The organism is Pseudooceanicola sp. DL12 (assembly GCF_056270665.1).
In genome coordinates this window covers 174,751-201,115 of sequence record NZ_CM149884.1, presented here as the reverse complement: position 1 = coordinate 201,115, position 26,365 = coordinate 174,751, and the positions used below count along the sequence as shown (strand labels likewise).

At 67.5% G+C, this 26,365-nt stretch carries 26 protein-coding genes; 15 read left to right on the top strand and 11 right to left on the bottom strand.

Features of this window, described 5'->3' with window-relative positions; translation table 11 throughout:
- Nucleotides 1–304 precede the first annotated feature (304 nt).
- Nucleotides 305–1,645 (top strand): hypothetical protein, encoded by a 1,341-nt coding sequence (locus tag AC0WR5_RS00980; RefSeq protein WP_475866148.1) that lies wholly within the window; start codon nucleotides 305–307, stop codon nucleotides 1,643–1,645.
- Here AC0WR5_RS00980 and AC0WR5_RS00975 read toward each other — a convergent pair.
- A complete protein-coding gene (locus tag AC0WR5_RS00975) occupies nucleotides 1,564–2,532 on the bottom strand; it encodes an NADPH:quinone oxidoreductase family protein (RefSeq protein WP_475866146.1) in 969 nt (322 codons plus the stop codon). The two genes, AC0WR5_RS00980 and AC0WR5_RS00975, sit on opposite strands and share 82 nt — an antisense overlap.
- 262 nt (nucleotides 2,533–2,794) lie before the next feature.
- On the opposite strand from AC0WR5_RS00975, the gene AC0WR5_RS00970 reads away from it, so the two are divergent.
- Complete coding sequence (locus tag AC0WR5_RS00970) at nucleotides 2,795–4,435, top strand: long-chain fatty acid--CoA ligase (RefSeq protein ID WP_475866144.1); 1,641 nt, start codon at nucleotides 2,795–2,797, stop codon at nucleotides 4,433–4,435.
- Nucleotides 4,436–4,541: 106 nt separating this feature from the next.
- On the opposite strand, the gene AC0WR5_RS00965 is transcribed toward AC0WR5_RS00970, so the two are convergent.
- From AC0WR5_RS00965 to AC0WR5_RS00940, 6 genes are all read right to left on the bottom strand, one after another.
- Complete coding sequence (locus AC0WR5_RS00965) at nucleotides 4,542–5,300, bottom strand: hypothetical protein (protein WP_475866142.1); 759 nt, start codon at nucleotides 5,298–5,300, stop codon at nucleotides 4,542–4,544.
- A gap of 239 nt (nucleotides 5,301–5,539) precedes the next feature.
- Nucleotides 5,540–6,292 carry an ABC transporter ATP-binding protein gene (locus tag AC0WR5_RS00960; protein WP_475866140.1) on the bottom strand — a complete coding sequence of 251 codons (753 nt, stop codon included), beginning with the start codon at nucleotides 6,290–6,292 and terminating at the stop codon, nucleotides 5,540–5,542.
- Nucleotides 6,289–7,074 (bottom strand): ABC transporter ATP-binding protein, encoded by a 786-nt coding sequence (locus AC0WR5_RS00955; RefSeq protein WP_475866138.1) that lies wholly within the window; start codon nucleotides 7,072–7,074, stop codon nucleotides 6,289–6,291. Before AC0WR5_RS00955 ends, AC0WR5_RS00960 begins: the two co-directional genes overlap by 4 nt.
- Nucleotides 7,071–8,345 (bottom strand): branched-chain amino acid ABC transporter permease, encoded by a 1,275-nt coding sequence (locus tag AC0WR5_RS00950; RefSeq protein WP_475866136.1) that lies wholly within the window; start codon nucleotides 8,343–8,345, stop codon nucleotides 7,071–7,073. Before AC0WR5_RS00950 ends, AC0WR5_RS00955 begins: the two co-directional genes overlap by 4 nt.
- Nucleotides 8,342–9,274 carry a branched-chain amino acid ABC transporter permease gene (locus tag AC0WR5_RS00945; RefSeq protein WP_475866135.1) on the bottom strand — a complete coding sequence of 311 codons (933 nt, stop codon included), beginning with the start codon at nucleotides 9,272–9,274 and terminating at the stop codon, nucleotides 8,342–8,344. The genes AC0WR5_RS00950 and AC0WR5_RS00945 overlap by 4 nt, the downstream gene beginning before the upstream one ends.
- 131 nt (nucleotides 9,275–9,405) lie before the next feature.
- On the bottom strand, nucleotides 9,406–10,641 hold the full coding sequence (locus AC0WR5_RS00940; protein WP_475866134.1) for a branched-chain amino acid ABC transporter substrate-binding protein: 1,236 nt from the start codon (nucleotides 10,639–10,641) through the stop codon (nucleotides 9,406–9,408).
- A gap of 141 nt (nucleotides 10,642–10,782) precedes the next feature.
- Between AC0WR5_RS00940 and AC0WR5_RS00935 the strand changes: the two genes are divergently transcribed.
- From AC0WR5_RS00935 to AC0WR5_RS00890, 10 genes are all read left to right on the top strand, one after another.
- Nucleotides 10,783–11,976, top strand: a complete 1,194-nt coding sequence (locus AC0WR5_RS00935) for an acyl-CoA dehydrogenase family protein (RefSeq protein WP_475866132.1) — start codon at nucleotides 10,783–10,785, stop codon at nucleotides 11,974–11,976.
- 11 nt (nucleotides 11,977–11,987) lie between these two features.
- Nucleotides 11,988–13,112, top strand: a complete 1,125-nt coding sequence (locus AC0WR5_RS00930) for an acyl-CoA dehydrogenase family protein (RefSeq protein WP_475866130.1) — start codon at nucleotides 11,988–11,990, stop codon at nucleotides 13,110–13,112.
- A 1-nt stretch (nucleotide 13,113) separates the two neighbouring features.
- Nucleotides 13,114–13,935 carry an SDR family NAD(P)-dependent oxidoreductase gene (locus AC0WR5_RS00925; RefSeq protein WP_475866129.1) on the top strand — a complete coding sequence of 274 codons (822 nt, stop codon included), beginning with the start codon at nucleotides 13,114–13,116 and terminating at the stop codon, nucleotides 13,933–13,935.
- A 5-nt stretch (nucleotides 13,936–13,940) separates the two neighbouring features.
- Nucleotides 13,941–14,405 (top strand): MaoC family dehydratase, encoded by a 465-nt coding sequence (locus AC0WR5_RS00920; RefSeq protein ID WP_475866127.1) that lies wholly within the window; start codon nucleotides 13,941–13,943, stop codon nucleotides 14,403–14,405.
- Nucleotides 14,402–15,328 (top strand): SDR family NAD(P)-dependent oxidoreductase, encoded by a 927-nt coding sequence (locus AC0WR5_RS00915; RefSeq protein WP_475866125.1) that lies wholly within the window; start codon nucleotides 14,402–14,404, stop codon nucleotides 15,326–15,328. Before AC0WR5_RS00920 ends, AC0WR5_RS00915 begins: the two co-directional genes overlap by 4 nt.
- A gap of 69 nt (nucleotides 15,329–15,397) precedes the next feature.
- Complete coding sequence (locus AC0WR5_RS00910) at nucleotides 15,398–16,600, top strand: acetyl-CoA C-acyltransferase (RefSeq protein ID WP_475866124.1); 1,203 nt, start codon at nucleotides 15,398–15,400, stop codon at nucleotides 16,598–16,600.
- A complete protein-coding gene (locus AC0WR5_RS00905; RefSeq protein WP_475866122.1) occupies nucleotides 16,600–17,262 on the top strand; it encodes a histidine phosphatase family protein in 663 nt (220 codons plus the stop codon). Before AC0WR5_RS00910 ends, AC0WR5_RS00905 begins: the two co-directional genes overlap by 1 nt.
- A 9-nt stretch (nucleotides 17,263–17,271) precedes the next feature.
- Entirely contained in the window at nucleotides 17,272–18,327 is a 1,056-nt protein-coding gene (locus AC0WR5_RS00900; protein ID WP_475866119.1) for a phosphotransferase, read from the top strand.
- A gap of 10 nt (nucleotides 18,328–18,337) precedes the next feature.
- Entirely contained in the window at nucleotides 18,338–18,745 is a 408-nt protein-coding gene (locus tag AC0WR5_RS00895; protein WP_475866118.1) for a PaaI family thioesterase, read from the top strand.
- A 3-nt stretch (nucleotides 18,746–18,748) separates the two neighbouring features.
- On the top strand, nucleotides 18,749–19,177 hold the full coding sequence (locus AC0WR5_RS00890) for a PaaI family thioesterase (RefSeq protein WP_475866116.1): 429 nt from the start codon (nucleotides 18,749–18,751) through the stop codon (nucleotides 19,175–19,177).
- A 145-nt stretch (nucleotides 19,178–19,322) separates the two neighbouring features.
- Here the strand turns inward: AC0WR5_RS00890 and AC0WR5_RS00885 are convergent, their stop codons facing one another.
- Nucleotides 19,323–20,054, bottom strand: coding sequence for a Crp/Fnr family transcriptional regulator (locus AC0WR5_RS00885; protein ID WP_475866114.1), 732 nt, complete (start codon nucleotides 20,052–20,054; stop codon nucleotides 19,323–19,325).
- A 96-nt stretch (nucleotides 20,055–20,150) separates the two neighbouring features.
- On the opposite strand from AC0WR5_RS00885, the gene AC0WR5_RS00880 reads away from it, so the two are divergent.
- On the top strand, nucleotides 20,151–20,543 hold the full coding sequence (locus AC0WR5_RS00880) for a hypothetical protein (RefSeq protein WP_475866113.1): 393 nt from the start codon (nucleotides 20,151–20,153) through the stop codon (nucleotides 20,541–20,543).
- Between the two features lie 67 nt (nucleotides 20,544–20,610).
- On the opposite strand, the gene dapA is transcribed toward AC0WR5_RS00880, so the two are convergent.
- A complete protein-coding gene (dapA, locus tag AC0WR5_RS00875) occupies nucleotides 20,611–21,480 on the bottom strand; it encodes a 4-hydroxy-tetrahydrodipicolinate synthase (protein WP_475866111.1) in 870 nt (289 codons plus the stop codon).
- A gap of 173 nt (nucleotides 21,481–21,653) precedes the next feature.
- Here dapA and AC0WR5_RS00870 point away from each other — a divergent pair, with 173 nt between their 5' ends.
- Nucleotides 21,654–23,669: a lytic transglycosylase domain-containing protein gene (locus AC0WR5_RS00870; RefSeq protein ID WP_475866109.1), complete on the top strand. Its 2,016-nt coding sequence runs from the start codon at nucleotides 21,654–21,656 to the stop codon at nucleotides 23,667–23,669.
- Here the strand turns inward: AC0WR5_RS00870 and AC0WR5_RS00865 are convergent.
- Both AC0WR5_RS00865 and mnmC2 read right to left on the bottom strand, forming a co-directional pair.
- A complete protein-coding gene (locus tag AC0WR5_RS00865) occupies nucleotides 23,628–24,500 on the bottom strand; it encodes a DMT family transporter (RefSeq protein ID WP_475866107.1) in 873 nt (290 codons plus the stop codon). The two genes, AC0WR5_RS00870 and AC0WR5_RS00865, sit on opposite strands and share 42 nt — an antisense overlap.
- An 11-nt stretch (nucleotides 24,501–24,511) precedes the next feature.
- On the bottom strand, nucleotides 24,512–25,189 hold the full coding sequence (gene mnmC2, locus AC0WR5_RS00860) for a tRNA (5-methylaminomethyl-2-thiouridine)(34)-methyltransferase MnmC2 (RefSeq protein ID WP_475866106.1): 678 nt from the start codon (nucleotides 25,187–25,189) through the stop codon (nucleotides 24,512–24,514).
- Nucleotides 25,190–25,259: 70 nt separating this feature from the next.
- On the opposite strand from mnmC2, the gene AC0WR5_RS00855 reads away from it, so the two are divergent.
- On the top strand, nucleotides 25,260–26,297 hold the full coding sequence (locus AC0WR5_RS00855) for an NAD(P)/FAD-dependent oxidoreductase (protein ID WP_475866105.1): 1,038 nt from the start codon (nucleotides 25,260–25,262) through the stop codon (nucleotides 26,295–26,297).
- Nucleotides 26,298–26,365: the final 68 nt, after the last annotated feature.

Sequence of the window (26,365 nt, the reverse complement as noted above, 5' to 3'; positions counted from 1 at the left end):
GAAGTCCCGACCGAGGTTAGACAATGCCGCCGGGAAGGGCCAGCCAGTGCCGGCCCCCCGGCCCGCAAACCGCCCTTTGCACCCCGGAAACGCCACCGAAAACGCCGCCGAAAAGGCCTCTCGTCCGGCCGATTTCCCAAAAATCCAAGCCGCTGTTTTTGCACGATTCCAACGTCGGTATCACGTCGGTATCGCGTCGGTATCACGACGGTGCGAAACCGGCGCCACAGCCGCAGCATGGCAAGGCGTAAACATGGCGGTAACCTTGTTGCGCCATGGTGCCCGCAACCCGGAGGGAGACGCCATGCCCGAGAGCCTGTTTCGCAGCGAGACGAATTCCGTCACCCGCTTCCGCGCGCGTGATTGCATCGTGGCGCCGGAGGCTGTTGTCATCTTCTCCGATTGGGGCAAGCGCGAACTTGGCGGGCAGATCGGCGGCACCGCGCCACTGCTGCGCGCCGGCTATGACGTGATCTGCGTGCAGTCGAACTGCGACGACTGGCACCAGGGCCTGCCCGAGGAGGTGATTGCCGGGCTGGCGAACAGCCTGCGCGAACAGCACGGCACGCTGCACGGCTATGGCAGCTCGATGGGCGGCTGGGCGGCGCTGGCGCTGGCCGGGCGGATGCAGTTCGACCGGGTGCTGGCCATGTCGCCGCAATTCGCCATCGACGCGCCCTATGACACCCGGTGGCAGTCCGACGCGGCGCGAATCGACTGGCACTATCGCATCGGCGATCACGCCGCCGCCTATCACGGCGAGATCTACCTGGTGCATGACCCGATGGAGGCCGACGGCGAACATGCCGCGCGCATCCGCGACTGCTTTGCCCGGGCCCGGATCTCGGAGCTGCCGATTCGCTTTGCCGGGCACCCGGCCGTGCACTGGCTGAACGATGCCGGCCTGCTGAAGACCTGCCTGCTCGAGGTCCTATCGGAGGGACGATTTCCCGATGTTTCCGACCGGCGCCTGAGGCGAAACAACCGGACCCATCTGCGCGAACAGATGCGCCACCTGACCGGCCACGACAAGCTGAAGAGCGCGCGGATCGTGGCCGCCCGGCTGGAGGCCCTGGGCGACCTGGACCACGGCGCCTGGCGGCTGATCAGCGTGCTGAGGGACCGCGCCGGCGAGCGCAGCGAGGCGCTCAGCGCGGCAAGTCACGCGGTAGAGCTGGCGGAAACGCCGAAACAACGCATGCATCACCGGCTCTGGCTGGCCGGGCTGCTGCATCGCGGCGGATCCTGCGACGCAGCCCTGGCCGTGCTCGACAACGCGGTGGAGGATTCGCCCGACGTGGCCAACCTGCACGTGACCCGCGCCGCGATCCTGGCCGATGACGGCGCGGATGCGGCGGCGCTCTCGGCGGTGGAAGAGGCGCTGCGCCTGGGCGACAGCCGCCACGGCACCTATCGCCTGGCCGCGCGGCTGAACGCGACCGCCGGCCACCAAGCCCGCGCCCTGGCCCTGGCCGGCCGCGCGGTGGAAGCCGCCGGCACCGTATCCCAGCGCCAGGCCCATATGCGCTTTCTCGTCAGCCTGCAAAAGGCCTCGCCACCGCCTCAGGGCACCAGCGCGATCTTTCCCGTGGCGCCGCGGCCCAGCACCCTCTTCAGCACGTCAGGCGCCTCGGACAACTTGTAGCGCCCCTCGATGTGCGGATGCACCGCGCCGCTCTCGTACCAGGCAAAGAGCTCTTCCATGTTCCTGAGGTACTCGGCCGGTTCGTGCCGCGTCCAGTTGCCCCAGAACACCCCGACCACGGCATATTCCTTGACCAGGGTCAGGTTCACCGGCAGCTTCGGGATCTCGCCGCTGGCAAAGCCGATCACCAGCAGCCGGCCGTTCCGCGCCATGAAGCGCGAGGCGGCATCAAAGGCATCGCCGCCCACGGAATCATAGACTACATCGGCGCCATGGCCGCCGGTCAGCGCCTTCACCTCGGCCTTCAGATTGTCGTAGCCGATGGCGTGATCGGCCCCGTTCTCGAGCGCCACGGCGCGTTTCTCCTCGGTCGAGCAGACGGCGATCACCCGTGCGCCCATGACCTTGCCGATCTGGATCGCGGCGATGCCGGTGGCGCCGGCCGCGCCGAAGATCACCAGCCATTCGCCGGGCTTCAGCTCCGCGCGCTGTTTCAGCGCGTGATGCGAGGTGCCATAGGCCACCAGCAGGGCACAGGCCTCGGCCGCATCCATTGTGGCCGGCATCGGGAAACAGCGGTCGGCGGCACAGATGGCATATTCGGCATAGCCACCGCCCGAGACCGCCGCCAGCACCCGGTCGCCGGGGCTCAGCCGCGTGACACCCGCGCCAACGGTCACCACCTCTCCGGCGACCTCGTTGCCGGGGGTGAAGGGGCGGTCGGGGCGGGCCTGGTAGAGGCCCTGCACCAGCAGCCCGTCGGGATAGTTCACCCCGGCGGCCTCGGTGCGGATCACAACCTCTCCTTGTGCAGGTTCCGGCACCGGAACCTCGTCCAGGGTCAGGTCGTCGAGCGGTCCGAATTCATGACAGACGATGGCTTTCACGCAGTTTCCTCCCTTGCGATTCGCACCCGAGCATGCTGCAGGCGCGTCATGATCAGAATAGGGAAGGCTCTGATTTACGCCAAGTAAATCAGTAATTTAGGCGCGTCATTGCCGGGTTTTTCCACGCCGCAGCGCGGCATTTCCCGCTCACCTTCCGCTCTACGGAATTTGAACGGAAAAATATTCCGCAAATGCGTGGAAGGGCTTGGGGGCGCCCGGAAACAATATTACCTTGAGTGGTATCATTTAGGGAGGAGAACCTATGGATGGCATGATGATGCACCGGCCGCTGCTGGTGAAGGAGATCCTGGAATACGGGATCAGGGCCCATCGCAAGGCCGAGGTGGTGTCGCTGCGGACGGAGGGAGACGTCCATCGCTATACCTACCCCGAGGCCGGCGCACGGATCGCGCAGCTGGCCCATGCGCTGCAGGGGATGGGCATCGCGATGGGGGATCGCGTGGCGACGCTGGCCTGGAACGGCTATCGCCATCTCGAGCTCTACTATGCGATCGCCGGCATCGGCGCCGTGTGTCACACGATCAACCCGCGGCTCTCGGCCGAGCAGATGATCTATATCGTCAACCACGCCGAGGATAAGGTGATCTTCGTCGACACCACCTTCGTGCCGATCCTGGCCGCGATCCGCGAGCACCTGCCGGAGGACCTGGTCTTCGTGGTGATGACGGACCGGGCGCACATGCCCGAGACGCCCTTCCCCGCGCTCTGCTACGAAGAACTGCTGGAGGGTCAGCCGGAGGTGATCGACTGGCCGGAGTTCGACGAGAACACCGCCTGCGGGCTCTGCTACACCTCGGGCACCACGGGGCATCCGAAGGGGGCGCTCTATTCGCATCGCTCGACGGTGCTGCACGCGATGATCATCTCGGTGATGCAGACGGCGAGCTTTGCCGAGGGCAAGAAGGTGTTGCCGGTGGTGCCGCTCTTCCACGTCAACGCCTGGGGGCTGCCCTTCTCGGCACTGCTGTCCGGGCTGTCGCTGGTGATGCCGGGGCCGGGCCTCGACGGGCCGAACCTGTTCCGGCTGATGGACCAGGAGGAGGTCTATTCCGCCTGGGGCGTGCCGACGGTCTGGATGGGGCTGCTGGCCGAGATCAAGGCCCAGGGGCGCAAGCCGAACGGTTTTGCCGACGTGGTGATCGGCGGCTCGGCGGCGCCCAAGAGCATGATCGAGGCCTTCGAGAAGATGGACATCTGCGTGGGCCATGCCTGGGGCATGACCGAGATGTCGCCGGTGGGCACCCACGGGGTGATGCCGCACTGGATGGCCGAGCTGCCCTTTGACGAGCGCATCGCCCACAAGGCCAAGCAGGGCCGGCGCTGTTTCGGCGTCGACCTGAAGATCGTCGACGAGGAGGGCAATCGTCTGCCCGAGGACGGCAAGGCGGTGGGCGAGCTCTTCGTGCGCGGCAACACGGTGGTCAGCGGCTATTTCCGCAACGAGGAAGCCACGGCCAAGGCCCTGGATGCGGGGGGCTGGTTCGGCACCGGCGACGTGGCGAGCATCGACAGCGAGGGCTTCCTGAGCATCCAGGACCGCGCCAAGGACCTGATCAAGTCGGGCGGCGAATGGATCTCCTCGATCGACCTGGAGAATGCCGCCCTGTCGCACCCGGGAATCGCCAATTGCGCCGCCATCGGCGTGCCGCACCCGCGCTGGGACGAGCGGCCGATCCTGATCGCGGTGGCCGCCGGCGAGACGAAACCGACGCTGGAGGAGGTTCGCGAGCATATCGCGCCGCATTTCGCCAAGTGGCAGCTGCCCGATGACCTGATCTGGGTGTCGGAACTGCCGCTGACGGCCACGGGCAAGGTCAGCAAGCTGACCCTGCGCCAGAAGCTGGGCGATTATCAGCACCCCGAGCTGCGCGAGACCGTCTGAGACAGACTGGCACCGGCAAGACGAAGAAAGGGGGCGGGGGCCGTGGGCCACCCGCCCCTTTTTTTCACGGCCGGATCCCGGCGATGCCGGGGCAATGCCGGATCGCTCAGTCGATATGATACTCTTCATCAAAGCTGAAGACCGGGGCCTTGCCCTCGACCACCAGAGGGTCGCCAAGGCATTTCCCGTGGGTGTCCGTCACCAGGAAGGTGGCATTGTTGTAGCTGTCGACCTTTCGACTGCCCATCAATGGCCCGAGATAGGTGCGCACCCCCTCGCGGCTGACGGAATAGATCAGCACCGGCAGGGCCCCATCATTGCGAAAGGTCACCTGAGTCCAGTTGCTGCCGGCGGGGGGCACATCGATGTTCTTGGGGCAATTGGGGCCGAAGGGGCTGATCACGTGCCTGGTCATGCGGCTTTCCTCGGTGCCCTCGTTGCGAAAGCAGAGTGCAATCGAATCGATCGCTTCCGAGGCCAGGTTCAGCGCGAAGAGCCCGTCGGGCTGACCGGGTTCGAAGTCGACGTAGTGGGCCGAGCGCGCCCGGGCCATGATCCAGGTGGGCACGACGAGCTCTGCCATGCCGTTGCGGGAGTGGAAATCGGCCTTTACCGTCTCGCCGTCGAAGATGATGTCATGCTCGCCCGCGCGCCAGATCGGCGCATCGGTGGCAAGCTCCCAGCCATTGGCATCGCGGTGGACGTAGATCGATTCGCCCCAGGCCTCGGTGACGGCACTGCAACCGTCATCGTACTGGTAGACGAACCAGTTCCCCACGGTATCGCGGTAGGGCAGGATGAGATCCGCACGTGCCTGGCTGACGAGCTGGGGGAGAAGAAGAAGTGCAAGAAGGATCTGTTTCATGCCCTCAGGGTTAGGCCATTCTGCTTAACCTTCGGGTAAATTCCCGCGCACCCGTGAACACTTTTCCCGGCATAGGGCGCATGGGCAACATTCCGGGATTGGAATACGGCCAGGCGCCGCCGCCGGAGCGCTTGCCCGGGTTCGGGGGGCGGGGGCCCGGGTTCAGGGGGCTCCGCCCGTGAAATCCTCAAACGCTCCCCCGGAGCGTTTGCCCGGGCCAAAGGCCCGGGTTCAGGATTTCACACCTCCAGCCATTCCTTGCGGACGTCGTCGCGGGTGGCGAATTCCGCCGGGGTGCCGGAATAGACGATCTCTCCGTGCCCCATGACATAGACGCGATCCGCGATGCGCAGGGCGATGGAAAGCTTCTGCTCGACCAGCAGGATGGAGACCCCTGCCTTCGCGATCTCGGCGATCATGTCGCCCACCTGCTGCACGATCAGCGGCGCAAGCCCCTCGGTCGGCTCGTCGATGATGATCAGCTCCGGATCACCCATCAGCGTCCGGCACATGGTCAGCATCTGTTTCTCGCCGCCCGAGAGAACCCCCGCCGGATTGTCTGCCCGCCGCGCCAGGTTCGGGAACATCTCGAGCATCTGGTCGATGGTCCACTTGCCCGGGCGGCGCATGTCCTTGATGCCCAGCATCAGGTTCTGCCGCACGGTCATGGTGGGGAAGATATCGCGGCTCTCGGGCACATAGCCCAGGCCCAGACGCGATATCTTGTGGTTCGGCATGCCGCCGATCTCCTGCCCGCGGAACCGGATCGAGCCCTCGGGGGCCACCTCTCCCATGATCGCCTTGGCGGTGGTGGAGCGCCCCACCCCGTTGCGCCCCAGAAGCGCGATCACCTCGCCGGGCATGATCTCCATGTTGACGCCGTTGAGCACATGGCTCTTGCCGTAATAGGCGTGCAGGTCGCGGATCTGCAGCATCGGTTCGCCCGCGGGCGGGGCGACCGGTGCCGCCTGTTGTTGGACCTGAACGTTCATGCCACGGCTCCTTCCTTGCTGGTCTCCGGCAGGTCGGCCTCTTCGCCGAGATAGGCCTCGCGCACCCTGGGATCGCCGCGGATCTCCTCCGGCGTGCCGGTGGCGATGATCTGGCCATAGACCAGAACCGAAATCCGGTCGGCCATGCCGAAGACCACGCCCATGTCATGCTCGACGATCACCAGCGTCTTGCCCGCCGTGGCCTTCTCGATCAGGGCAACGGCGCGGTCGGTCTCGGAATGGCTCATCCCGGCGGTGGGCTCGTCGAGCAGCACCACCTCGGCACCGCCCGCGATGGTGATGGCAATCTCCAGCGTGCGCTGATCGGCATAGGGCAGCAGGGCGGCGGGCAGGTTCGCCTTGTCGATCAGCCCGACGTCCTCGAGGATCGCGGCGGTCTTTTCCGAGACCTCGCGCAGGTTGCCGATGTTGCGCCAGAAGGAATAGCCGTAGCCCATGGAATAGAGCACGCCGCAGCGGACGTTCTCGCGCACCGTCATGTTGGTGAAGATGTTGGACACCTGGAAGGACCGCGACAGGCCCATCCGGTTGATCTCGAAGGGCTGCCTGCCGGAGATCACCTCGCCGTTCAGCCGTACCTCTCCGGCGGTCGGAAAGAACCGCCCCGAGATCAGGTTGAACAGCGTCGACTTGCCCGCCCCGTTGGGGCCGATGATGGCATGGGTCTCGCCCCGCTCCACGGTCAGGTCGACGCCCTGGATGATCCTGGCGGGGCCAAAGCTCTTCTCCAGGCCGGTCAGTTGAAGTGCGGGGGTGCTCATTTGTCCATCTCCTTCAGCTGTCGCACGACCCGGCGCAGCAGCACCACGCCGATGGCCAGCGGAATGATCGCCATGGCCCAGGTCAGCGGGCTCTCCGGCGGAAAGGGCGCGATGCCGAAGGGCGTGAAGATCTCGCCGTAGCCGTCGGACCAGCGGAAGGCGACCTCGACGATGGTGATGATCGAGACCAGCACCAGCGCGATGCCGGCCAGCCGCTGGATCCAGATCGGCCACATCTGCCGCCAGCGCCCGGTACGCAGGGTGCCCCAGGTTTCATAGACGATGCCGGCGATGCCATCGGGCTGGAACATCACCATGGTGACGAACATCAGGCCCAGGTAGAGCAGCCAGCCGTGGGTGTAGTCGCTGAGGTTGGATCCCATGTAGGTCATCGCCACGGCGCCGAAGATCGGCCCGGTGAAATAGCGGATGCCGCCGACGTAGGTGGCGATCAGGATCGCGCCCGAGGGCAGCAGCGACAGGCTCTCGGGGGTGAAGATCTCGTCCTGGACGGCGGACATGCCGCCCGCCATGCCGGCAAAGGCCCCGGCGAAGATGAAGACCAGGTAGCGCACGCGCTGGGGGTTGTAGCCGACGAACTGCACGCGCTCGGCATTGTCGCGGGTGGCCTCGGAGAGCTTGCCCAGGGGCGTGCGGGTGAAGGCGAAGGTGCCGGCGATGCCGACGATCGTCCAGAAGGCGATGAACCAGTAGACCTGGCTGACCGGACCGAGGGAGAGGCCGAAGAGCTCGGGCCCCGCCATGCGGTCGGCCGAGATGCCCATCTCGCCGCCGAAGAGGCTGTCGAACATGAAGCCCGCCGCGGCGACAAGCTCGGCCACGCCGAGCGAGATCATCGCGAAGGGCGTACCCGCGCGCCGGCAGGAGGGCCAGCCGATGACCGCGCCCGCAAGCGCCCCCATGGCAAAGCCGAAGGCCGGCATGGAGAACATCGGCACATGGGACCAGATGCCGGTGCCCGCGTCGATCCAGTTCATCACGTGGATGGCGAAATAGCCCCCCAGCCCCATGTAGACCGCATGGCCGAACGACAGCATGCCCGCCCGGCCCAGCAGCATGTTGTAGCTGAGGGCAAAGACGATGGTGATGCCCATGTGGTTGAGCAGCGTGTAGGTGCTGCGCGAGGGCCCGAAGAAGGGAATCACGACGAGCAGCAGGGCAAAGAGGATCAGCGGCAGGGTGCGCTGACGGAACTTCTCGGCCCGGCTGGGCGCGAGATCGAGATACTGGTTGGAGGTTGCGTCGGTCATACTTCACGTTCCCCCATCAGGCCACGCGGACGGATCATCAGGACAAGCACCAGGAGCAGGAAGGGCAGCATCGGTGCCAGCGAGGCGATGGTGATTTCCCCCACCTCGGATGTGGGCGAGAGGCCGAGAAAGCCGAAGATCTGCGCCAGCGACAGGTTCACCGAGATGGCCGAGGTCTGCAGGATGCCGATCAGCATGGCGGCGACAAAGGCGCCCTCCAGGCTGCCGAGGCCGCCCACGACCACCACCACGAAGACGATGGGGCCCATCTGCACCGCCATTGCGGGATCGGTGATGAAGTAGTTGCCGCCGATCACCCCGGCGAGGCCGGCGAGCGCGCAGCCGGCGCCGAAGACCATCATGAAGATCACCGGCACGTTGTGGCCCAGGTGGCCGACCATGTGGGGATGGGTCAGCGCCGCCTGGATGATCAGGCCCGCGCGGGTCTTCTTCAGCATGTACCACAGCCCCACCAGCATCAGCACGGCGACCAGCAGGATGAAGATGCGATAGGCCGGGTATTGCACCCCGAAGAGGGTGAAGAGCGGGAAATCAAGCGCCGGCGGCACCTGGTAGTTCACCGCCGTGCGGCCCCAGAAGATCTTGACCACCTCGTCGATCAGGTAGGCCAGGCCGAAGGTGAAGAGCAGCTCGGCCACGTGGCCGTTGGCATGGACGTGGCGCAGCCCGTAGCGCTCGACCACCATGCCCACCAGCCCGACGAGCACCGGCGCGATGAAGAGCGCGACCCAGAAGGACGAGGCCCCCATGATCGTATAGGCGAAATAGGCCCCCAGCATGTAGAAGCTGGCGTGGGCAAAGTTCAGCACGCCCATCATCGAGAAGATGAGCGTCAGCCCGCTGGACAGCATGAAGAGCAGAAGCCCGTAGATCACGCCGTTGAGCAGGGCAAAGATGAGTGTTTCCATGAGGGCTCCTCCCCGAGCCTGTCCGGATTGCGTCTGTCTGACGGTTCGATGCCGTGATACCGCCCCTCTCCCCGTCAGGCGGCGTGCGGGCGCCCCTCCCCGGGCGCCCGTCCGTCATGTGGCGGTCCGGATTACTCCGGGCGCTCCATGTCACAGGTGGTCTCGGTCATCGCGGCCTCGGCCGGGATGGTGCCACCGTCGACCAGCTTCCAGCCGAGCGAGATGTTGTCGACGCCGTATTTCACGTCGTCCGCCACCGTCGAGATATAGAGGTTCTGCTGGGCCTGGTGATCGCTGCCGCGCATGGTCACGGGGCCATAGGCGGTGTCGATCGTCAGATCCTCCATCGCATTTGCAACGGCAAGTGGTTCGGCGCTGCCGGCCTTCTCGGCCGCGGCCTTGAACATCTGCATCGCCACGAAGGCCCGGTGATAGTAGTAGTCGTAATCCGGGAAGCGCTCCTTGTACTCCTCGATCAGGGCATATTGCGCATCGTCGGCGGGCAGGTTGGTGATGCCTTCCGAGACCTGATAGAGGGTGTCGATTGCCCCGTCACCCAGGGCCGCAACGGCTCCGGACGACCCGCCATAGAAAGTCAGGTATGGAATTTCCTGCCCGGCATCGGCAGCCGCCTTGACCAGCAGCGTCATGTCCTGGCCCCAGTTGCCGGTGATCACCGCATCGGCGCCCGAAGAGCTGATCTTCTGAACGTAGGGGGTGAAATCCTTGACCTTGGCCAGCGGGTGCAACTCGTTGCCGACGATCTCGATGTCGGGGCGCTTTTCACCCAGCTGCTTGACCGCGGCGGCAGCCACGGCCTCGCCATGCACGTAGTCCTGCCCGATGATGTAGACCTTCTTGATGTCGTCACGCTGGGCAATCCAGTCGGTGATGGCATTCATCTTCATGTCCGTATGGGCATCGAAGCGGAAGTGCCAGAAGCTGCAGGCCTCGTTGGTGAACTCGGGCGTGACGGCCGCATAGTTGAAGAAAACAACCTCATCCCCGGGATTCCGGGTGTTGTTCTTGCCCACGGCGTCGATCAGCGCGGCGGCCACCGAAGAGCCGTTGCCCTGGAAGACGTAGTGGATGCCCTCGTCGATGGCCTTTTGCAGCTGAACCAGCGATTCCTTCGGGCTCAGCTTGTTGTCGAGGCCCACGATCTCGATCTGGTCCCCGTTCACACCACCCTCCGCATTGATGTGTTCGGCGGCCAGCACGAAGGACTGGTACGCAGGTTCCCCCGAAGAGGCCATCGCGCCCGAGAGCGGGTCGATGAAGGCCATCTTGATCGTATCCGCGCTCGCCGATGTTACGGCAAGCATGGAGACGGCAGCCGCAAGAGCGGCTTTCGCGGTGAATTTCATAATGTTCTCCTCCCTAGATGGAAAACAGGGTATGGAAGCCCCGCCCTCCTGCCAAGATCAAAAGGTTTCCACTGCGCCTTGTCAAGCAATGTGTGAAATTCTATTCTGCGATGCGAAAGAACATCCGTTGGGGAGGACGGTATGCTGGACTTTTCCGAAGATCCGGAGGTTTTCCGGAGGGGAATCACCGCGTGGATCGAGGCCCATTGCGCGCCCGAATTACGCAACCTTGAGCCGAGTGAACAGGAGATCTGCTGGGGTGGCAAGAGGTGGGTTTTCACCTCCGATGCCCAGCGCGACTGGATGCGCGCCGCCGCCCGCGAGGGGCTGACCGCGCCGCGCTGGCCGGTGGAATACGGCGGCGCCGGGCTGACCCGCCAGCAAGAGAAGATCTGGCTGGAGGAACTGGCGCATCTGGGTGCGCCGACGCCGCTGGAGAGCTTTGGCCTGTGGATGCTGGGCCCGGCGCTGCTGGCCTTTGGCACCCACGAGCAGAAGGCCCATTACCTGCCCCAGATCACCCGCGGCGAGATCCGCTGGTGTCAGGGCTATTCCGAGCCGGGCGCCGGCAGCGACCTGGCCAGCGTGCAGACCCGCGCCGAGGATCACGGCGACCACTGGGTGGTGAACGGATCGAAGATCTGGACCAGCTATGCCGATCAGGCCGACTGGATCTTTGCCCTGGTGCGCACCGACCGCGAGGCGCCCAAGCACCGCGGCATCTCCTTCATGCTGATCGACATGGAGGCCGAGGGGGTGACGACAAAACCGATCCGCCTGATCTCCGGCGCCTCGCCCTTCTGCGAGACCTTCTTCGACAATGTCGTGGTGCCCAAGGTCGACGAGCACGGGCTGTCGCGCATCGTCGGCGAGGAGAACCGCGGCTGGGACGTGGCCAAGCACCTGCTGACCCATGAGCGCGAGATGATCGGCGGCGGCGCGCGCGGCCTGCTGGGCGGGCGATCGCTGAGTGAATTCCTGTCCTCGCTCGATCCCGAGATCCTCGCCGATCCGGTGCTGCGCAGCGAGGCCATGACACTTGAGGTCGACAGCCTGGCCACCGCCATGACGCTGGAGCGCTATCGCGACATGGCGAAACAGGGCGGCGTGGGCAATGCCTCCGCCATGCTGAAATACGCCGGCACCGAGCTGAACAAGCGGCGCTACGAGCTGCTGATGTCCGTCACCGGCAGCGAGGGCGTGGAATGGGACGGGCCCCATGGCGCGCTGGCGCCGGAATGGCTGCGCACCAAGGCAAACTCGATCGAGGGCGGCACCAGCGAGGTGATGCTCGACATCCTCGCCAAGCGCGTGCTCGAACTGCCCTCCAGCTGACAGGAATGACCATGACCGAGAGTCTGATCCCGACCGAGGATGAAACCATGCTGCGCGATGCCGCGCGCGGATACCTGGCCGAAGCCAGCCCCGTTGCCGCCTTTCGTGCCAACCGCGATGCCGGCCGCGCCTGGGACCCGACGCTCTGGAAGGCCATGGCCGAGATGGGCTGGGCCGGGGTGCTGATCCCCGAAGAGGCCGGGGGCTCCGACATGGGCCACCGCGCCGCCGGTATCTTGGCCGAGGAGATGGGAGAGGTGCTGGCCGCCTCGCCCTGGCTCTCCACCGCCGTGATCGCCGCCACCGCCCTGCGCGCTGCCGGCTCTGCCCGGCTGGCCGAGATCGCCGGCGGCGCGGTCACCTATGCCCTGGCCGTCGACGAGGGGGCGAAACACGCCCCCGCCCGCACCGCCATGACCGCCGAGCGGCAGGGCAACGGGTTCCGCCTGACCGGGCGCAAGTGCTTCGTCGCCGATGGCGGCAGCGCCGACAGGCTGCTGGTGCTGGCGCGCACCGGGGGCGCCCCGGGCGAAGAGGCTGGCCTCACGCTCTTCGACATCGATGCCACCCGCGCCGGCATCACCCGCGATGCCCGCCAGACGGTGGACAGCCGCGACCATGCGCAGATCGACTTTGCCGCCGTCGAGGCCACGGGCGAGGACGTGCTGGGCGAGGTCGACCAGGGCATGGTCGTGCTCTCCCGCGCGCTGAACGCCGGACAGGCCGCGCTCTCGGCCGAGCTGCTGGGCGTCTCCGCCGGGGCCTTCGGCATGACGGCGGGCTACCTGAAGGAGCGCAAGCAGTTCGGCCGCACCATCGGCAGCTTCCAGGCGCTGCAGCACCGCGCCGCGCATCTGTGGAGCGAGATCGAGATCACCTCCAGCGCCATCGCCAACGCGGGCCGGATGCTCGACGAGGCACCGGAGGAGGCCGACCTTGCGGTTTCCGTCGCCAAGGCGCGGGCCACGGCAACGGCAAAACTGGCCGTATCCGAGGGCGTGCAGATGCACGGCGGCATCGGCATGACCGATGAATTCGACATGGGCTTCTACATGAAACGCGCCCGAGTGGGGGCAGAATGGCTTGGCGATTACGGCTATCACGCCGCCCGCGTGGCCGCCGCGAGGGGGTTCTGAGATGGGAGTGACACCAGCCGAACTGAACGACCTGACGGGCAAGGTGGCCCTTGTCACCGGGGGCGCCACGGGCATCGGGCGCATGGCGGCCGAGGGCCTTGTCGCCGCCGGCGCGCGGGTGCTGATCGCCAGCCGCAAGGCCGAGGCCTGCGAGGCCGTTGCCGCCGAGCTGAACGCCATGGGCCTGCCCGGCAGCGCCGAGGGCTTTGGCGGCGACGTCGCGACCGAGGCGGGGATCACGGCCCTTGCCGAGGCGGTACGCGCCCGTACCGACAGGCTCGACATCCTGATGAACAACGCCGGCCGCACCTGGGGCGCGCCGCTGGGGCAGTTTCCCTATGACGCCTGGGCCAAGCTGATGGACCTGAACGTCACCGGCATGTTCCACCTCACCCAGGCCCTGCTGCCGCTGCTGCAGGCCGCCGGCACCCCGGACGACCCGGCGCGGGTGGTCAACGTGGGCTCTGTCATGGGCGAGATCCCCAAGGGTCAGGGCGCCTATTCCTACGCGGTGTCGAAATCGGCGGTGCACCACATGACGCGGATCCTGGCCAACGAGCTGGCCGCGCGGCACATCACCGTCAACGCCATCGCTCCGGGGCCCTTCATGTCGAAGATGATGGCCTTTGCCATCGGCCACGACGAGGGCCGCAGGAAGACCGCCGCCACCGTGCCCCTTGGCCGCGTGGGCCGCGAGGAGGACGTGGCCGGCGTGCTTCAGTTCCTCTGCGGGCGCGGCGGCAGCTATGTCTCGGGCGCGGTGATCCCGCTCTCGGGCGGCATGCAGGTGGCCACGGCGCAGGCCGCCTTTCTGGAGGAGTGAGAGAGATGACCCTGATGACACGCGCGGATTTCGAGGCGCAGACAGGCCGGGTGATCGGCACCAGTTCCTGGATCGAGGTGACACAGGCGCGCATCGACGCCTTTGCCGCCTGCACCGAGGATCACCAGTACATCCACGTCGATCCCGAGCGCGCGAAGGACACGCCCTTTGGCACCACCATCGCCCATGGCTTCCTGACGCTCTCGCTGCTCTCGGCCATGGCCTATGAGATGCCGGGCATCGACGGCACCGTCATGGCGGTGAACTACGGCATGAACCGGCTGCGCTTCATCAGCCCGGTGCCTTCGGGGGCGCGCATCCGGGGCCATTTCAAACTGTTGAAGATAGAGGAAATTCGCCCCCGCGAGATCCAGACCACCATGGAGGTGACGGTGGAGATCGAGGGGCAGGAGAAACCGGCGCTGGTCGCGGAATGGCTGGGCCGCCGTTATTTCGGAGAAGAGACATGAGCATTCGTTTCGACGGCCGCGTGGCCATCGTCACCGGCGCGGGCGTGGGCCTGGGCCGAAGCCACGCCCTGGGCCTTGCCGCGCGCGGCGCAAGGGTTGTGGTCAACGACCTCGGCGTTGCCACCGACGGCACCGGGCAGTCCAGCGCCCAGGCCCGCGCCGTGGTCGAGGAGATCCGCGCCGCCGGCGGCGAGGCCATGGCCCATGGCGCCAATGTCACCGACCCGGCACAGGTGCAGGACATGGTGGATCAGGCGATGGCGGCCTGGGGCCGCGTCGACATCCTCGTCTGCAACGCAGGCATCCTGCGCGACAAGACCTTTGCCAAGATGGAGCTGGAGGATTTCCAGAAGGTCGTCGACGTGCACCTGATGGGCTCGGTCGTGCCCACCAAGGCGCTCTGGGAGATCTTCCGGGCGCAGAACTACGGCCGCATCGTCTATACCACCTCGGCCTCGGGGCTTTACGGCAACTTCGGCCAGTCGAACTATGGCGCCGCCAAGGCCGCCATGGTGGGCCTGATGAACGTGCTCTGCCAGGAAGGCGCCAAGAACGACATCCGCGCCAATATCCTGGCCCCCACGGCGGCCACCCGGATGACCGAGAACCTGCTGCCCGAACAGGTGCTGGCGCTGCTGCGGCCAGAGACCATCACGCCCGGCCTGCTGACCCTGCTGCACGAGGAGGCGCCCAGCCGCATGATCCTCGGCGCGGGCGGCGGCTGTTTCACCGAAACCCGCATCTACGAGACCCCCGGCGTGGCCTTTGCCGACGAGGATCTGAACCCCGATGCGATCTGGGCCCGGATGGAGGAGATCCGCGCCGAGGCCGGCCAGCAGGTGATGCCCGGCGCCTTTGCCCAGACGAAGAAATACGCCGCCATGGCCGCCGCCCTGCGCGGCATCGAGCTGCCTGCCGGTTAAGGCCGCCGGTCAAGGCTGTCGGCCCGCGCCGGCAGCCCAGGAAAACACGTCTCAAGGGAGGAGACCCCAATGCGCGAAGCACTCATCGTTTCGACCGCCCGCACCCCGATCGGCAAGGCCTTTCGCGGTGCCTTCAACAACACCCAGGCACAGGAGCTGATCGGCCATGCCGTGCGCCATGCCGTCGACCGCGCCGGGCTGGAGGGCGGCGAGGTGCAGGATTGCATCATCGGCTCGGCCCTGCAGCAGGGCAGCACCGGCGGAAATATCGGCCGCCAGGCGGCGATCCGCGCCGGCCTGCCCACCTCGGTTGCCGGCATGTCGATGGACCGCCAGTGCGCCTCCGGCATGATGGCCATCGCCACCGCGGCCAAGCAGGTGATCAGCGACGGCATGCAGGTGGCCGTGGGCGGCGGGGTCGAGAGCATCTCCCTCGTGCAGAACCAGAACATGCGCACCGACCGCGCCCGCGATCCCTGGATCATGGAGCATCAGCCGGCGATCTACATGACCATGCTGGAAACCGCCGAGATCGTCGCCGACCGCTATGGCGTCAGCCGCGAGGACCAGGACGAATACGCCCTGCGCTCGCAGCAACGCACCGCCGCGGCCCAGCAGGCGGGCAAGTTCGATGACGAGATCGTGCCCCTGACCACCACCATGGGCGTGATGGACAAGGAGACCAAGGAGATCTCCTTCAGGGAGGTCACGCTGGAGCGCGACGAGGGCAACCGCCCCGGCACCACGCTGGAAAACCTCGCCGGGCTGCAGCCGGTGTTCAAGGACGGCCAGAAGGTGGCGCAGGGCGCCCATATCACCGCCGGCAACGCCAGCCAGCTCTCCGATGGCGCCTCTGCCGCCGTGCTGATGGAGGCCAAGGAGGCCGAGAAGCGCGGCGTCACGCCGCTGGGCCGCTATGTGGGCGTCATGGCCGCGGGCCTCGACCCCGACGAGATGGGCATCGGCCCGATCTACGCGGTGCCGAAGCTGCTCGAGGCCCATGGGCTGAAGATCGACGACATCGGCCTGTGGGAGCTGAACGAGGCCTTCGCCTGCCAGGTGCTTCAGTCGCAGCGGGTGCTGGGCATTCCCGACGAGCTGCTCAACGTCAACGGCGGCGCGATTTCCGTCGGCCATCCCTATGGAATGTCGGGTGCCCGCATGGTCGGCCACGCGCTGATCGAGGGCAAGCGGCGCGGCGCGAAATACGTCGTCTGCACCATGTGCGTCGGTGGCGGCATGGGGGCGGCGGGCCTCTTCGAAGTGCTCTGATGGGCCTGCTCTACCTGATCCGCCACGGTCAGGCCTCCTTTGGTGCCGCGGATTACGACCGGCTCTCCGACACGGGCGAGGCCCAGTCGGAGGCGCTCGGGCGGTGGTTCGCGGCCCAGGGGATCACGCCCGACCGCGTCGCCCATGGCACGCTCCGGCGGCAGAAACAGACCCTCGCGGGGATCCTGCGGGGGATGGGGCTGGACCTGGATGCCGAGGAGATCCCCGGCCTCGACGAATACGATTTCGCCGCCCTGCTCGAGGCCCGCTATGCCGCGGGCGGCGCCCCCGAGGGCATGCATACCGAGCGCAAGAGCCACTTCCGCACCCTGCGCGACACGGTGGCCCTCTGGCAGAAGGGCGAGATCGCCGCCCCGCCCGAGCGCTGGGAAGAGTTCACCGCCCGGGTCGAGGCCGCCCGCGCCCGGCTGATGCGCCCCGGGGCGGATGTGGTCTTTGCCACCTCCTCCGGCGGCGCCATGGGGCAGATGGTGGCCTCGGTCCTCGGCGCGCCCGCGACGGTGCAGACCGAGCTGCAGCTGCAGACCAAGAACGCCTCGGTCACCCGCTTCGTCTTCACGCCGCGCCGCACCTACCTGCACGGGTTCAACGAGACGCCCTTCCTGACGGGCGCGGACGACCCGCTGCTCACCTATTCCTGAGAGGCTCCCATGACGCTCACCAAGGACGACCCCGCCCGCCTCGACCCCACCCATCTGGACACCGCCGCCGTCGGCGCCTGGCTCTCGGACCACCTGCCGGGGTTCAAGGGGCCCATCGAGGCCGAGAAGTTCAACGTGGGTCAATCGAACCCCACCTTCCGGCTGAAAACCCCCACGCGCAATTACGTGCTGCGCCGCAAGCCGCCGGGGGTGCTGCTGAAATCGGCCCATGCGGTGGACCGCGAGTTCCGCGTGCAGAGCGCCCTCGCCGGCACCGACGTGCCGGTGGCGAAGATGCATGTGCTCTGCGAGGACGAGAGCGTGATCGGCTCGACCTTCTATGTCATGGACGAGGTGCAGGGCCGGCACTTCAACCTCCCCGACCTGCCCGAGCTTGCGCGCGAGGATCGCCGCCCGATCCACGAGGAGATGGCCCGGGTGCTGGCCGCGATCCACGGGGTGGACCTCGCCGCCACCGGCCTCTCGGACTACGGGCCCGAGGGCAATTACTACCGCCGACAGATCGACCGCTGGATCAAGCAGTACCGCGCCGCGGAAACCGGGAGCATCCCCGAGATGGACGAGCTGATCCCCTGGCTGGATGGAAATATCCCCCCCGATGACGGCATCCGCACCCTGGCCCATGGCGACTATCGCATCGACAACATGCTGTTCGCACAGGATGCCCCCCGCATCGCCGCCGTGCTCGACTGGGAGCTCTCGACCACCGGCCATCCCTATGCCGACGTGGCGGCGGTGATCATGCAATGGTCGATGCCCATGGGCCCCGATGGCCGGGGCCTCGCCGGGGCCGACCGCGCCGCCCTCGGGCTGATGACGGACCAGGAATTCATCGACAGCTATTGCGCCCGCGCCGGCATCCCCGGCATCGAGGGCTTCGGCTTCTACCTGGCCTTCACCTTCTTCCGCATGGCTGGCATCATCCAGGGCGTCTACAAACGCGCGCTCGACGGCAATGCATCGAACCCGGAACGGGCCCGCCAGATGGGCGCGCTTGTGCCGCGGTTCGCCGCTGCCGGCCTCGACGCCGCGAAAACGCTCTGAAAGAGGCTTCATGTCAGATCTGGATCCCGCGCTCGTCGAGGCGCCCTACCCGCTGCAGAAACACATCGGCTTCTACATCACCGACTGGCGGACCGATTATGCGCGCTTCGAGCTGCCGCTGTCGCATTTCCTGATGAACCGCTACGGCATCCTGCACGGCGGCGTGCATTCGATGATGTGCGACACCGCCATGGGCTATGCCGGCTGCTATACCGGTGATCCCGAGGCGCGGAACCTCGCGATGACGCTGAACCTCTCGGTCAACTTCCTCGGCCAGGTGAAGGGCGAGATGCTGATCGCCGAGGGCTTCCGCACCGGCGGCGGGCGCAAGACCTTCTTTGCCGAGGCAAGGATCAGCGACGAGACCGGCACGCTGGCCGCCACCGGCACCGGCGTCTTCCGCGTCCGGGGCAGCTGAGGGATGGAGCCCGCGACCGAGGCCCGCACCGAAGCCCGCATCCGTGCGAGCTTTGCCCGGCAGAGCCTGATGGCCACGCTCGGCGCAACCCTCACCCGGCTGGAGCCCGGCCGCGTCGACATCTCGGCGCCGCTCTCGGAAGGCACGCAGCAACAGCAGGGCTTTGCCCACGCGGGCCTTACCTTCGCCATCGGCGACAGCGCCGCGGGCTATGCCGCGCTTTCGCTGATGCCCGAGGGGATGGAGATCATGACCGTGGAAATGAAGATCAACCTGCTCGCCCCGGGCATGGGGCTGCTCATCGCCGAGGGCCGCGTGCTGAAACCCGGCCGCCGCCTCACCGTGGTCGCCGCCGATGTCTATGCCGAGGCGGATGGCGCCCGCCGCCATGTCGCGGCCCTGCAGGGCACGATGATCCCGGTGGAAATGTAGCAGGGGGCTCTGCCCCCTCGGGCCTGCGGCCCTTACCCCCGGGATATTTCGGGCCAGATGAGAAGAGCCGCCCGCTCCCGTTCATCTGGCCGTAAATATCCCGGGGGAGGCGCGCGGCGCCGGGGGCAGAGCCCCCGCCCTCCCGTCAGATCAGCGGACGCACGACGGGGGCGCGCTTCGGGTCGAGCTGGGCGATCTCGCAGAGGCGGTCGGGATCGAAGATCTCCAGGCGCCCCTCGTGCCATTCCGCGATGCCCTCCTCGCGCAGGACCCGCAGCGTCTTGTTGGTGTGCACCAGCGAGAGCCCCAGCGCATCGGCCAGGTCCTGCTGGCGGTAGGGCAGAGGCATCTGCCCCTGTTCCAGCAGGCCCAGCGCCCGGCCGCGTTCGAACAGGCGGGCGAAGGCGCGGGCGATCCGCCCCCGGCCGTCGAGCTGGCCTACCGCCGTCAGGGCATCGCCAAGGACATGTTCCTCGACCGCCGCCACCCATGTCAGGTCATAGGCGCGCTCGGGGTGGTCGGCAAAGAGGGTCCAGAGGTTGCGCCGGTCGAAGACGCAGAGCTTCATCCGGGTCGTCGCCTCGACCGTGTGCTGCATCTCGCTCATCACCCCCGCCTGCAGGCCGACGAAATCGCCAGGCAGCACGAAGTTGATCACCTGGCGGTCGCCCGACGGCAGGGTCTTGTAGCGCAGGCCCATCCCCTCCAGCGCGGTATAGAGATGCGGGGCATTGGCGCCTTCCAGCATCAGTGCCCCGCCCGCCTCCACCACCAGCTCTCCGGTCTTGAAGCGCTTCATGAAGGTCACTTCGCCCTCGGTCATCGGCGCGAAGGTATCGCGCCCCCGCAGAGGGCAGTTCGTGCAATCCGTGGCCATGATCAATTTCCCGGTAAATCGTACGTGATATGTCATAGTTTAATGCGCCACCCCGGCTTTCGTTCCAGAAGGGAACAAAACCGAGGGGTCAAAACCATGACGGAAACGGAATTTGGCCCGGGCGCTGCGGACGATCCGCAGACGCCGGTCTTTCTCGTGCTGGAACGCGATCTGCTGATCGCGGCGGATATCGTCGGATCGCTGCAGATGATGGGCCCCTGCCGGGCCATCGAGGTGAGAGACGCGGCCGAGGCCCGGGAAACGCTTGCGACCGAACCGCGGATCACCGCGGCCTTCCTGGCGCTGCACTTCGAGCAGGTTCTGGAGGCCGGGCTGGACGAGCAGCTGCGCAGCCGCGGCGCCCACGTGGTGCTGACGGTGGGCGACATCGAGGAAGAGGCGCCCCTGTCGCGCGGCTGGTCGGTGCTGCTGCGGCCCTTCACCGAACAGATGGTGCGCGACAAGGTGCAGGCCGTCTCCCTGGGCTGAGGCGCCATCGCACCGAAAAGGGCCGCCCCCTTCGGAGCGGCCCTTTCCTCATTCGGTCTGTGGTGGATCAGAAACCGGCGTGTTTCAGCGCGGCGCGGATCTTGGCCTTGGTGCCCTCTTCCAGCTCGGTCAGCGGCAGGCGCACCTCGGCGGAGCAGAGGCCCAGTTCGGCCATGGCGAATTTTGCCCCCGCCACGCCCGGCTCGGTAAAGATCGCCAGGTGCAGCGGCAGCAGGCGGTCCTGGTACTCCAGCGCGGTGGCATAGTCGCCGGCGGCACAGGCGGCCTGCATTTCGGCGCAGAGCTTCGGCGCGGCATTGGCCGTGACCGAGATGCAGCCCACACCGCCCATGGCGTTGAAGCCCACGGCGGTGGCATCCTCGCCCGACAGCTGGATGAAATCCGGCCCGCAGAGCATCCGGGTAACCGGCACGCGGTCGAGTTTCGCCGTGGCATCCTTGACGCCGACGATGCGCGGCAGCTTCGACAGCTCGGCCATGGTCTCGGGCGCCATGTCGATGACCGAGCGGCCCGGGATGTTGTAGATCACGATCGGCAGGTCGCAGGCATCGTGCATCGCGGTGTAATGGGCGATCAGCCCGCGCTGCGTCGGCTTGTTGTAATAGGGCGTCACCACCAGGGCGGCATCGGCGCCGACCTCGGCCGCATGGGTGATCAGGCGCACGCCCTCGGCGGTGTTGTTGGCGCCGGCGCCGGCGATCACGGGGATGCGGCCGGCGGCGTATTTCACGACTTCCTCGACGACGATCTCATGTTCACGCAGGCTGAGGGTGGGCGATTCGCCCGTCGTGCCGACCGGGACCAGCCCCGAGGAGCCCTGATCCACGTGCCAGTCCACTAGTTTCTTCAGCGTCTCCAGATCCAGCTCGCCGTTCTTGAACGGCGTGACCAGGGCTGGAATGGACCCTTTGAACATGACACGCTCCTTTTCGTTCGTGGCGGGTGGCGGAATATCGCGCGGACCCGGTGGTGAGGCCGCTCTGCCGGGAATGTGAATTTGGTCGTGGCGAGCGGAGAATTATCCTTGCAGCGTCTATCCAGAAGAACGGGGTAAAACAAGTGACAGAGCGGGGTTTCCGCGGTGTTTTGATGCGATCGGCCCTGTCCGGCGTGGTGCTGGCCGGGGGCCTGGTATGCGCGATCGCGGCCGGGGCCGAACCGACCCGGGCCGAAGCGGGGCTTGCCCCCGAAAAGAGCCTCGTGCCGCGCCCGCTCAGCTGGGCCTACAAGGCGGCGCAGCAGGACGACTGGACGCTGGCGGCGCGCATCGCAGAGCGCGACGGGCCGGTGGCCGTGGGGCTGATCGAATGGATGCGCCTGCGCGATGGCCGCGGCAGCGCGCCCGAGGTCATGGCCTTCCTGGCGACGCACCCGGACTGGCCCGGGCTGGCGCTGTTGCGGGTCAAGGCCGAGCCGACGTTTTCCAATGCGCCGCCGCAGATGATCATCGACTTCTTCGAGGGCCAGGCCCCGCGCACCGCCATCGGCGCGCTGGCGCTGTCGCGGGCCTATGCGAAACAGGGCCGGCAGGACGAGGCCGATGCCGCGCTGATCGCCGGCTGGCGCGAGATGCCGATGAGCGCCGCGGAGCAGCTGGCCTATGTCGCCGTCGGGCGCGAGGTGCTGCGCCCCCATGACGGCGAGCGGCTGGAGGAGATGTTCTGGGACGGCGAACAGGGCAACATCGACCGCATGGAAGAGCTGGTGACCCGCGCGCAATGGGCGCTGGCCGAGGCACGGCGGCGCGCCCGCAAGGGCGACGACGGCGGCATCGCGGCGCTGAGCGACGGGCAGAAGGCCGATCCGGCGCTGGCCTATGCCCGCTATCGCGCGGCGCAGGAGGCGCGGCGGACCGACGACGCCAAGGACCTGATGATCGCCCAGAGCCGCGCTGCGGCGGGCCTCGGGCACCCTGCGGCCTGGGCCAACCAGCGCCGCATCTATGCCCGCGAGGAGATGCGCCGCGGCAACCCCGAACGCGCCTACGAGATTGCCACCCGGCACGGGCTGACAGCCGGGGACGGCGGCGCCGATTTCGCCGACCTGGAATGGCTGGCGGGCTTCATCGCCCTGCGACAGCTCGACCGCCCGGAGGACGCGCTCTGGCATTTCCAGGCCCTGGCCGGAGGGGTGCAGACGCCGATCTCGCTCGGCCGCGCCTATTACTGGATCGGTCGCGCCTATGACGCCATGGGCAAGCCCGACATGGCCCAGGCCTCCTACCGCGAGGGCGGACAGTTCCAGACCAGCTACTATGGCCTGCTGGCCGCCGAAAAGGCCGGCATGGCGATCGACCCGACGCTCTCGGGCGCCGGCGATCCGCCCGACTGGCGGGTACCGGAGCTGCTCTCCTCGCCGCTGCTCGAGGCCTCGGACCTGCTGCTCTCGGCCGGTCATCCCTACTGGTCGGAAATGTTCATGACCCAGCTCGCCGATGGCGAGGACAATGCCACCAAGGCGCTGATCGGCGCCATGTACGAGGCCCGGCAGGATCCGCACCTGCAGGTGCGCCTGGGCAAGCACCTGGCCGGCGAGGGGATCGTGCTGCCGCGCTACTACTACGCGCTGCACCCGCTCAGCGGCCTCGACCTTGCCGTGAAACCCGAGCTGGCGCTGGCCATCGCCCGCCGCGAGAGCGAGTTCGACAGCACCGTGGTCAGCCCCGCCGGCGCCGGCGGGCTGATGCAGCTGATGCCGGGCACCGCCCGCGACATGGCGGCCAAGCTGGGCATCACCGATCACGACCAGGGGCGGCTGTTCAGCGACTGGCACCACAATGCGCGCCTCGGCTCGGCCTACCTGGCAAAGCTCGCGGATGAGTTCGACGGCAACCCGGTGCTGATCTCCGTGGGCTACAACGCCGGGCCGCGCCGGGCCGCGGAATGGATCGACCTCTTCGGCGATCCCCGCGATCCGGATGTCGACATCGTCGACTGGGTCGAGTTCATCCCCTACCGCGAAACCCGCAACTACGTGCAGCGGGTCACCGAGAGCCTGCCGATCTACCGCGCGCGCCTCGGTCTCGAGGCCCTGCCCGAGCCGTTTTCGGCCGAGCTGAAGGGCTCAGGCCTGCGCGCGCTTTCGCTCGCGCCAGAAGGTAAATAGCCCGGCGCCGATGATCACCGCCGCACCGATGGCGACATTGGTGCGGATGCTCTCGCCAAAGACGAAGATGCCCACCAGGCTGCCGAAGCCCAGCTGGAAATAGGCGAAGGGCTGCACGGCACTGGCCTCGGCCAGCTCGTAGCAGCGGATCAGCGTGTAATGCCCCGCGACGCCCATGATGCAGAGCAGGATCATCCAGATCCAGTCGTGGCCGGTCATCGGCTCCCAGGACCAGATGCCGATCACCGTCATCACCAGGCAGCCCACGGTGCCGGTCCAGAAGAACGAGGTGAAGGAGCCGTCGCGGCGCGAGGCATAGCGGTTGAGCAGCCCGTAGAGGGCGAACATCGCCGCCGCGATCAGCGGCAGAACCGCCGCCGGGGCAAAGACGCCGACGCCCGGCTCGAGGATGATCATCACCCCGACGAAACCCACGCCGATCGCCGCCCAGCGCCGCCAGCCGACCTTCTCGCCCAGGATCGGGCCGGAGAGCGCCGCGATGATCAGCGGGTAGCAGATGAAGACCGCCTGGGTCTGGATCAGGCCAAGATAGGTAAAGCCCAGCACCATGACGCAGACCTCGAGCGCGAGGAGCGCGCCGCGGATGCTCTGCACCATGGGCTGCGGCGTGGCGGCGGCGGCGCGAATGCCGCCCGGCTTGCGCAGGGCCAGCGCCACCACGAAGGCGGCAAAGAACCAGTAACGGATCATCACCACCATCATCACGTTGTATTCGCCGGCAAGGTACCGCGACATGCCGTCCTGGGTGGCAAAGATCAGCGTCGAGAGGATCATCAGGCCGATGCCGGCCCGGGTATTCTGTTCGGTCATGATGGGATCCGTTACGGGCGCGTGGCCCGGGTCATGTGACGCTTGCGGCCAAAGCCGGGGATGCGGTCGACGGCAAAGCCCGCCGCCGCCAGCGAGCGGCGCACGTGGCCCGCCGCGGTATAGGTGGCGGCCGATCCGCCCGGCGCGGTGTGGTCATGCACCGCCTGCATCAGGCCCGCCTCCCACATCTCGGGGTTTCGCGCCGGGGCAAAGCCGTCGAGGAACCAGGCATCGGCCGCGCCGCCCCAGGCCGGCAGGGTCACCCGCGCATCGCCGGTGATCATCTGGAACTGCAGCCCGGGCAGGGTGAATTCGGTCGCGCCCAGGTGCGGCGCCATCTCCTCGGCCAGGTCCGCGATCTCGGGAAAGGCCGCCTGGGCCCGGGCCATGTCGGCGGGGGCCATGGGGAAGGCCTCGAAGGTGGTGAAATGCAGGGTGCCCTGCTGCCCGCTCTCGCGCCAGAGGCGCAGGGTGGCGAGCAGGTTCAGCCCGGTGCCAAAGCCCAGCTCGGCCACCTGGAACCCGTCGCGGAAGCGCGCCGGCAGGCCGTTTCCGGCCAGGAAGACATGGGCGGTCTCGGCCAGGCCGTTGCCGAGGCTGAAATAGGGGTCGTCGAACCGAGTGGCGACGGGAACGTCCCCCTCGGTCCAGCTCAGCTCCGGCGGCTGGCTCTCGCTCTGGCCCTGCATGGGGCGATCCTCTAGTACGGGATGTGAAAACGGGCCGACCATGGCGAAGCGGGCCCCGAAAGGCAAGACGATGGCAGCAATGGATGTGACGGTGCGCGGCGCGGGGGCCTTCGGCCTCAGTTGTGCCTGGGCCTGCGTGGAACGCGGCGCAAGGGTGCGGGTGGTCGATCCCTTCGGCCCGGCGGCAGGGGCTTCGGGCGGGGTGGTCGGCGCGCTGGCGCCCCATGTGCCGGAGAACTGGAACGAGAAGAAGGCCTTCCAGCTCGACAGCCTGCTGATGGCCGAGGCCTTCTGGGCCGGGGTCGAGTCCGCGGGCGGGCGCTCTGCCGGCTACGGCCGCCTGGGCCGGCTGCAACCGCTGGCCGATGACCACGCGGTAGAGCTGGCGCGCGGACGCGAGGTGACGGCGGCCGAGCTCTGGCAGGGGCGGGCAGAGTGGCAGGTGATCGCGGCGACGGGCGCCCCCTTCGAGCCCGTCTCGCCCACGGGCCTGCTGATCCGCGACACGCTCACCGGGCGGATGCACCCGAAACAGGCCTGCCTGGCGCTGGTTGCGGCGCTCGAGGCGCGGGGCGTCGAGATCGTCCCCGAGGCCCCGGACGAGGGCGCGGTGCTCTGGGCCACCGGGGCGGCCGGGCTCGAGGAGATGAGCCGCCTGGCCGGCCGCATGGTGGGCGTGCCGGTCAAGGGGCAGGCGGCGGTGCTCTCCCATGACGCGGGCGCGGTGCCGCAGGTCTTTGCCGGGGGCGTGCACGTGGTGCCCCATGCCGATGGCACGGTGGCCGTGGGCTCGACCAGCGAGCGCGATTTCGAGGGGCTCGGCACCGACGATCAGCTCGACGCGGTGATCGAGGCGGCACGGGCGGCGGTGCCGGTGCTGCGCGAGGCGCCGGTGATTCAGCGCTGGGCCGGGCTGCGCCCCCGGGCAAAGAGCCGCGCGCCGATGCTGGGCTCCTGGCCCGGCCGCGACGGGCATTTCATCGCCAACGGCGGCTTCAAGATCGGCTTCGGCATGGCACCCAAGGTGGCAGAGGTCATGGCGGACCTCATGCTCGCAGGCGATGCCTCGGGCATCCCCGAGGGGTTCCGGGCCGAAGCCCTGTTCTGAGCGCGCGCAGGGGACCCTGCCCCCGTCGCCGGACGGCGACGATGGATAGGGTATAGGGGGCCCTGCCC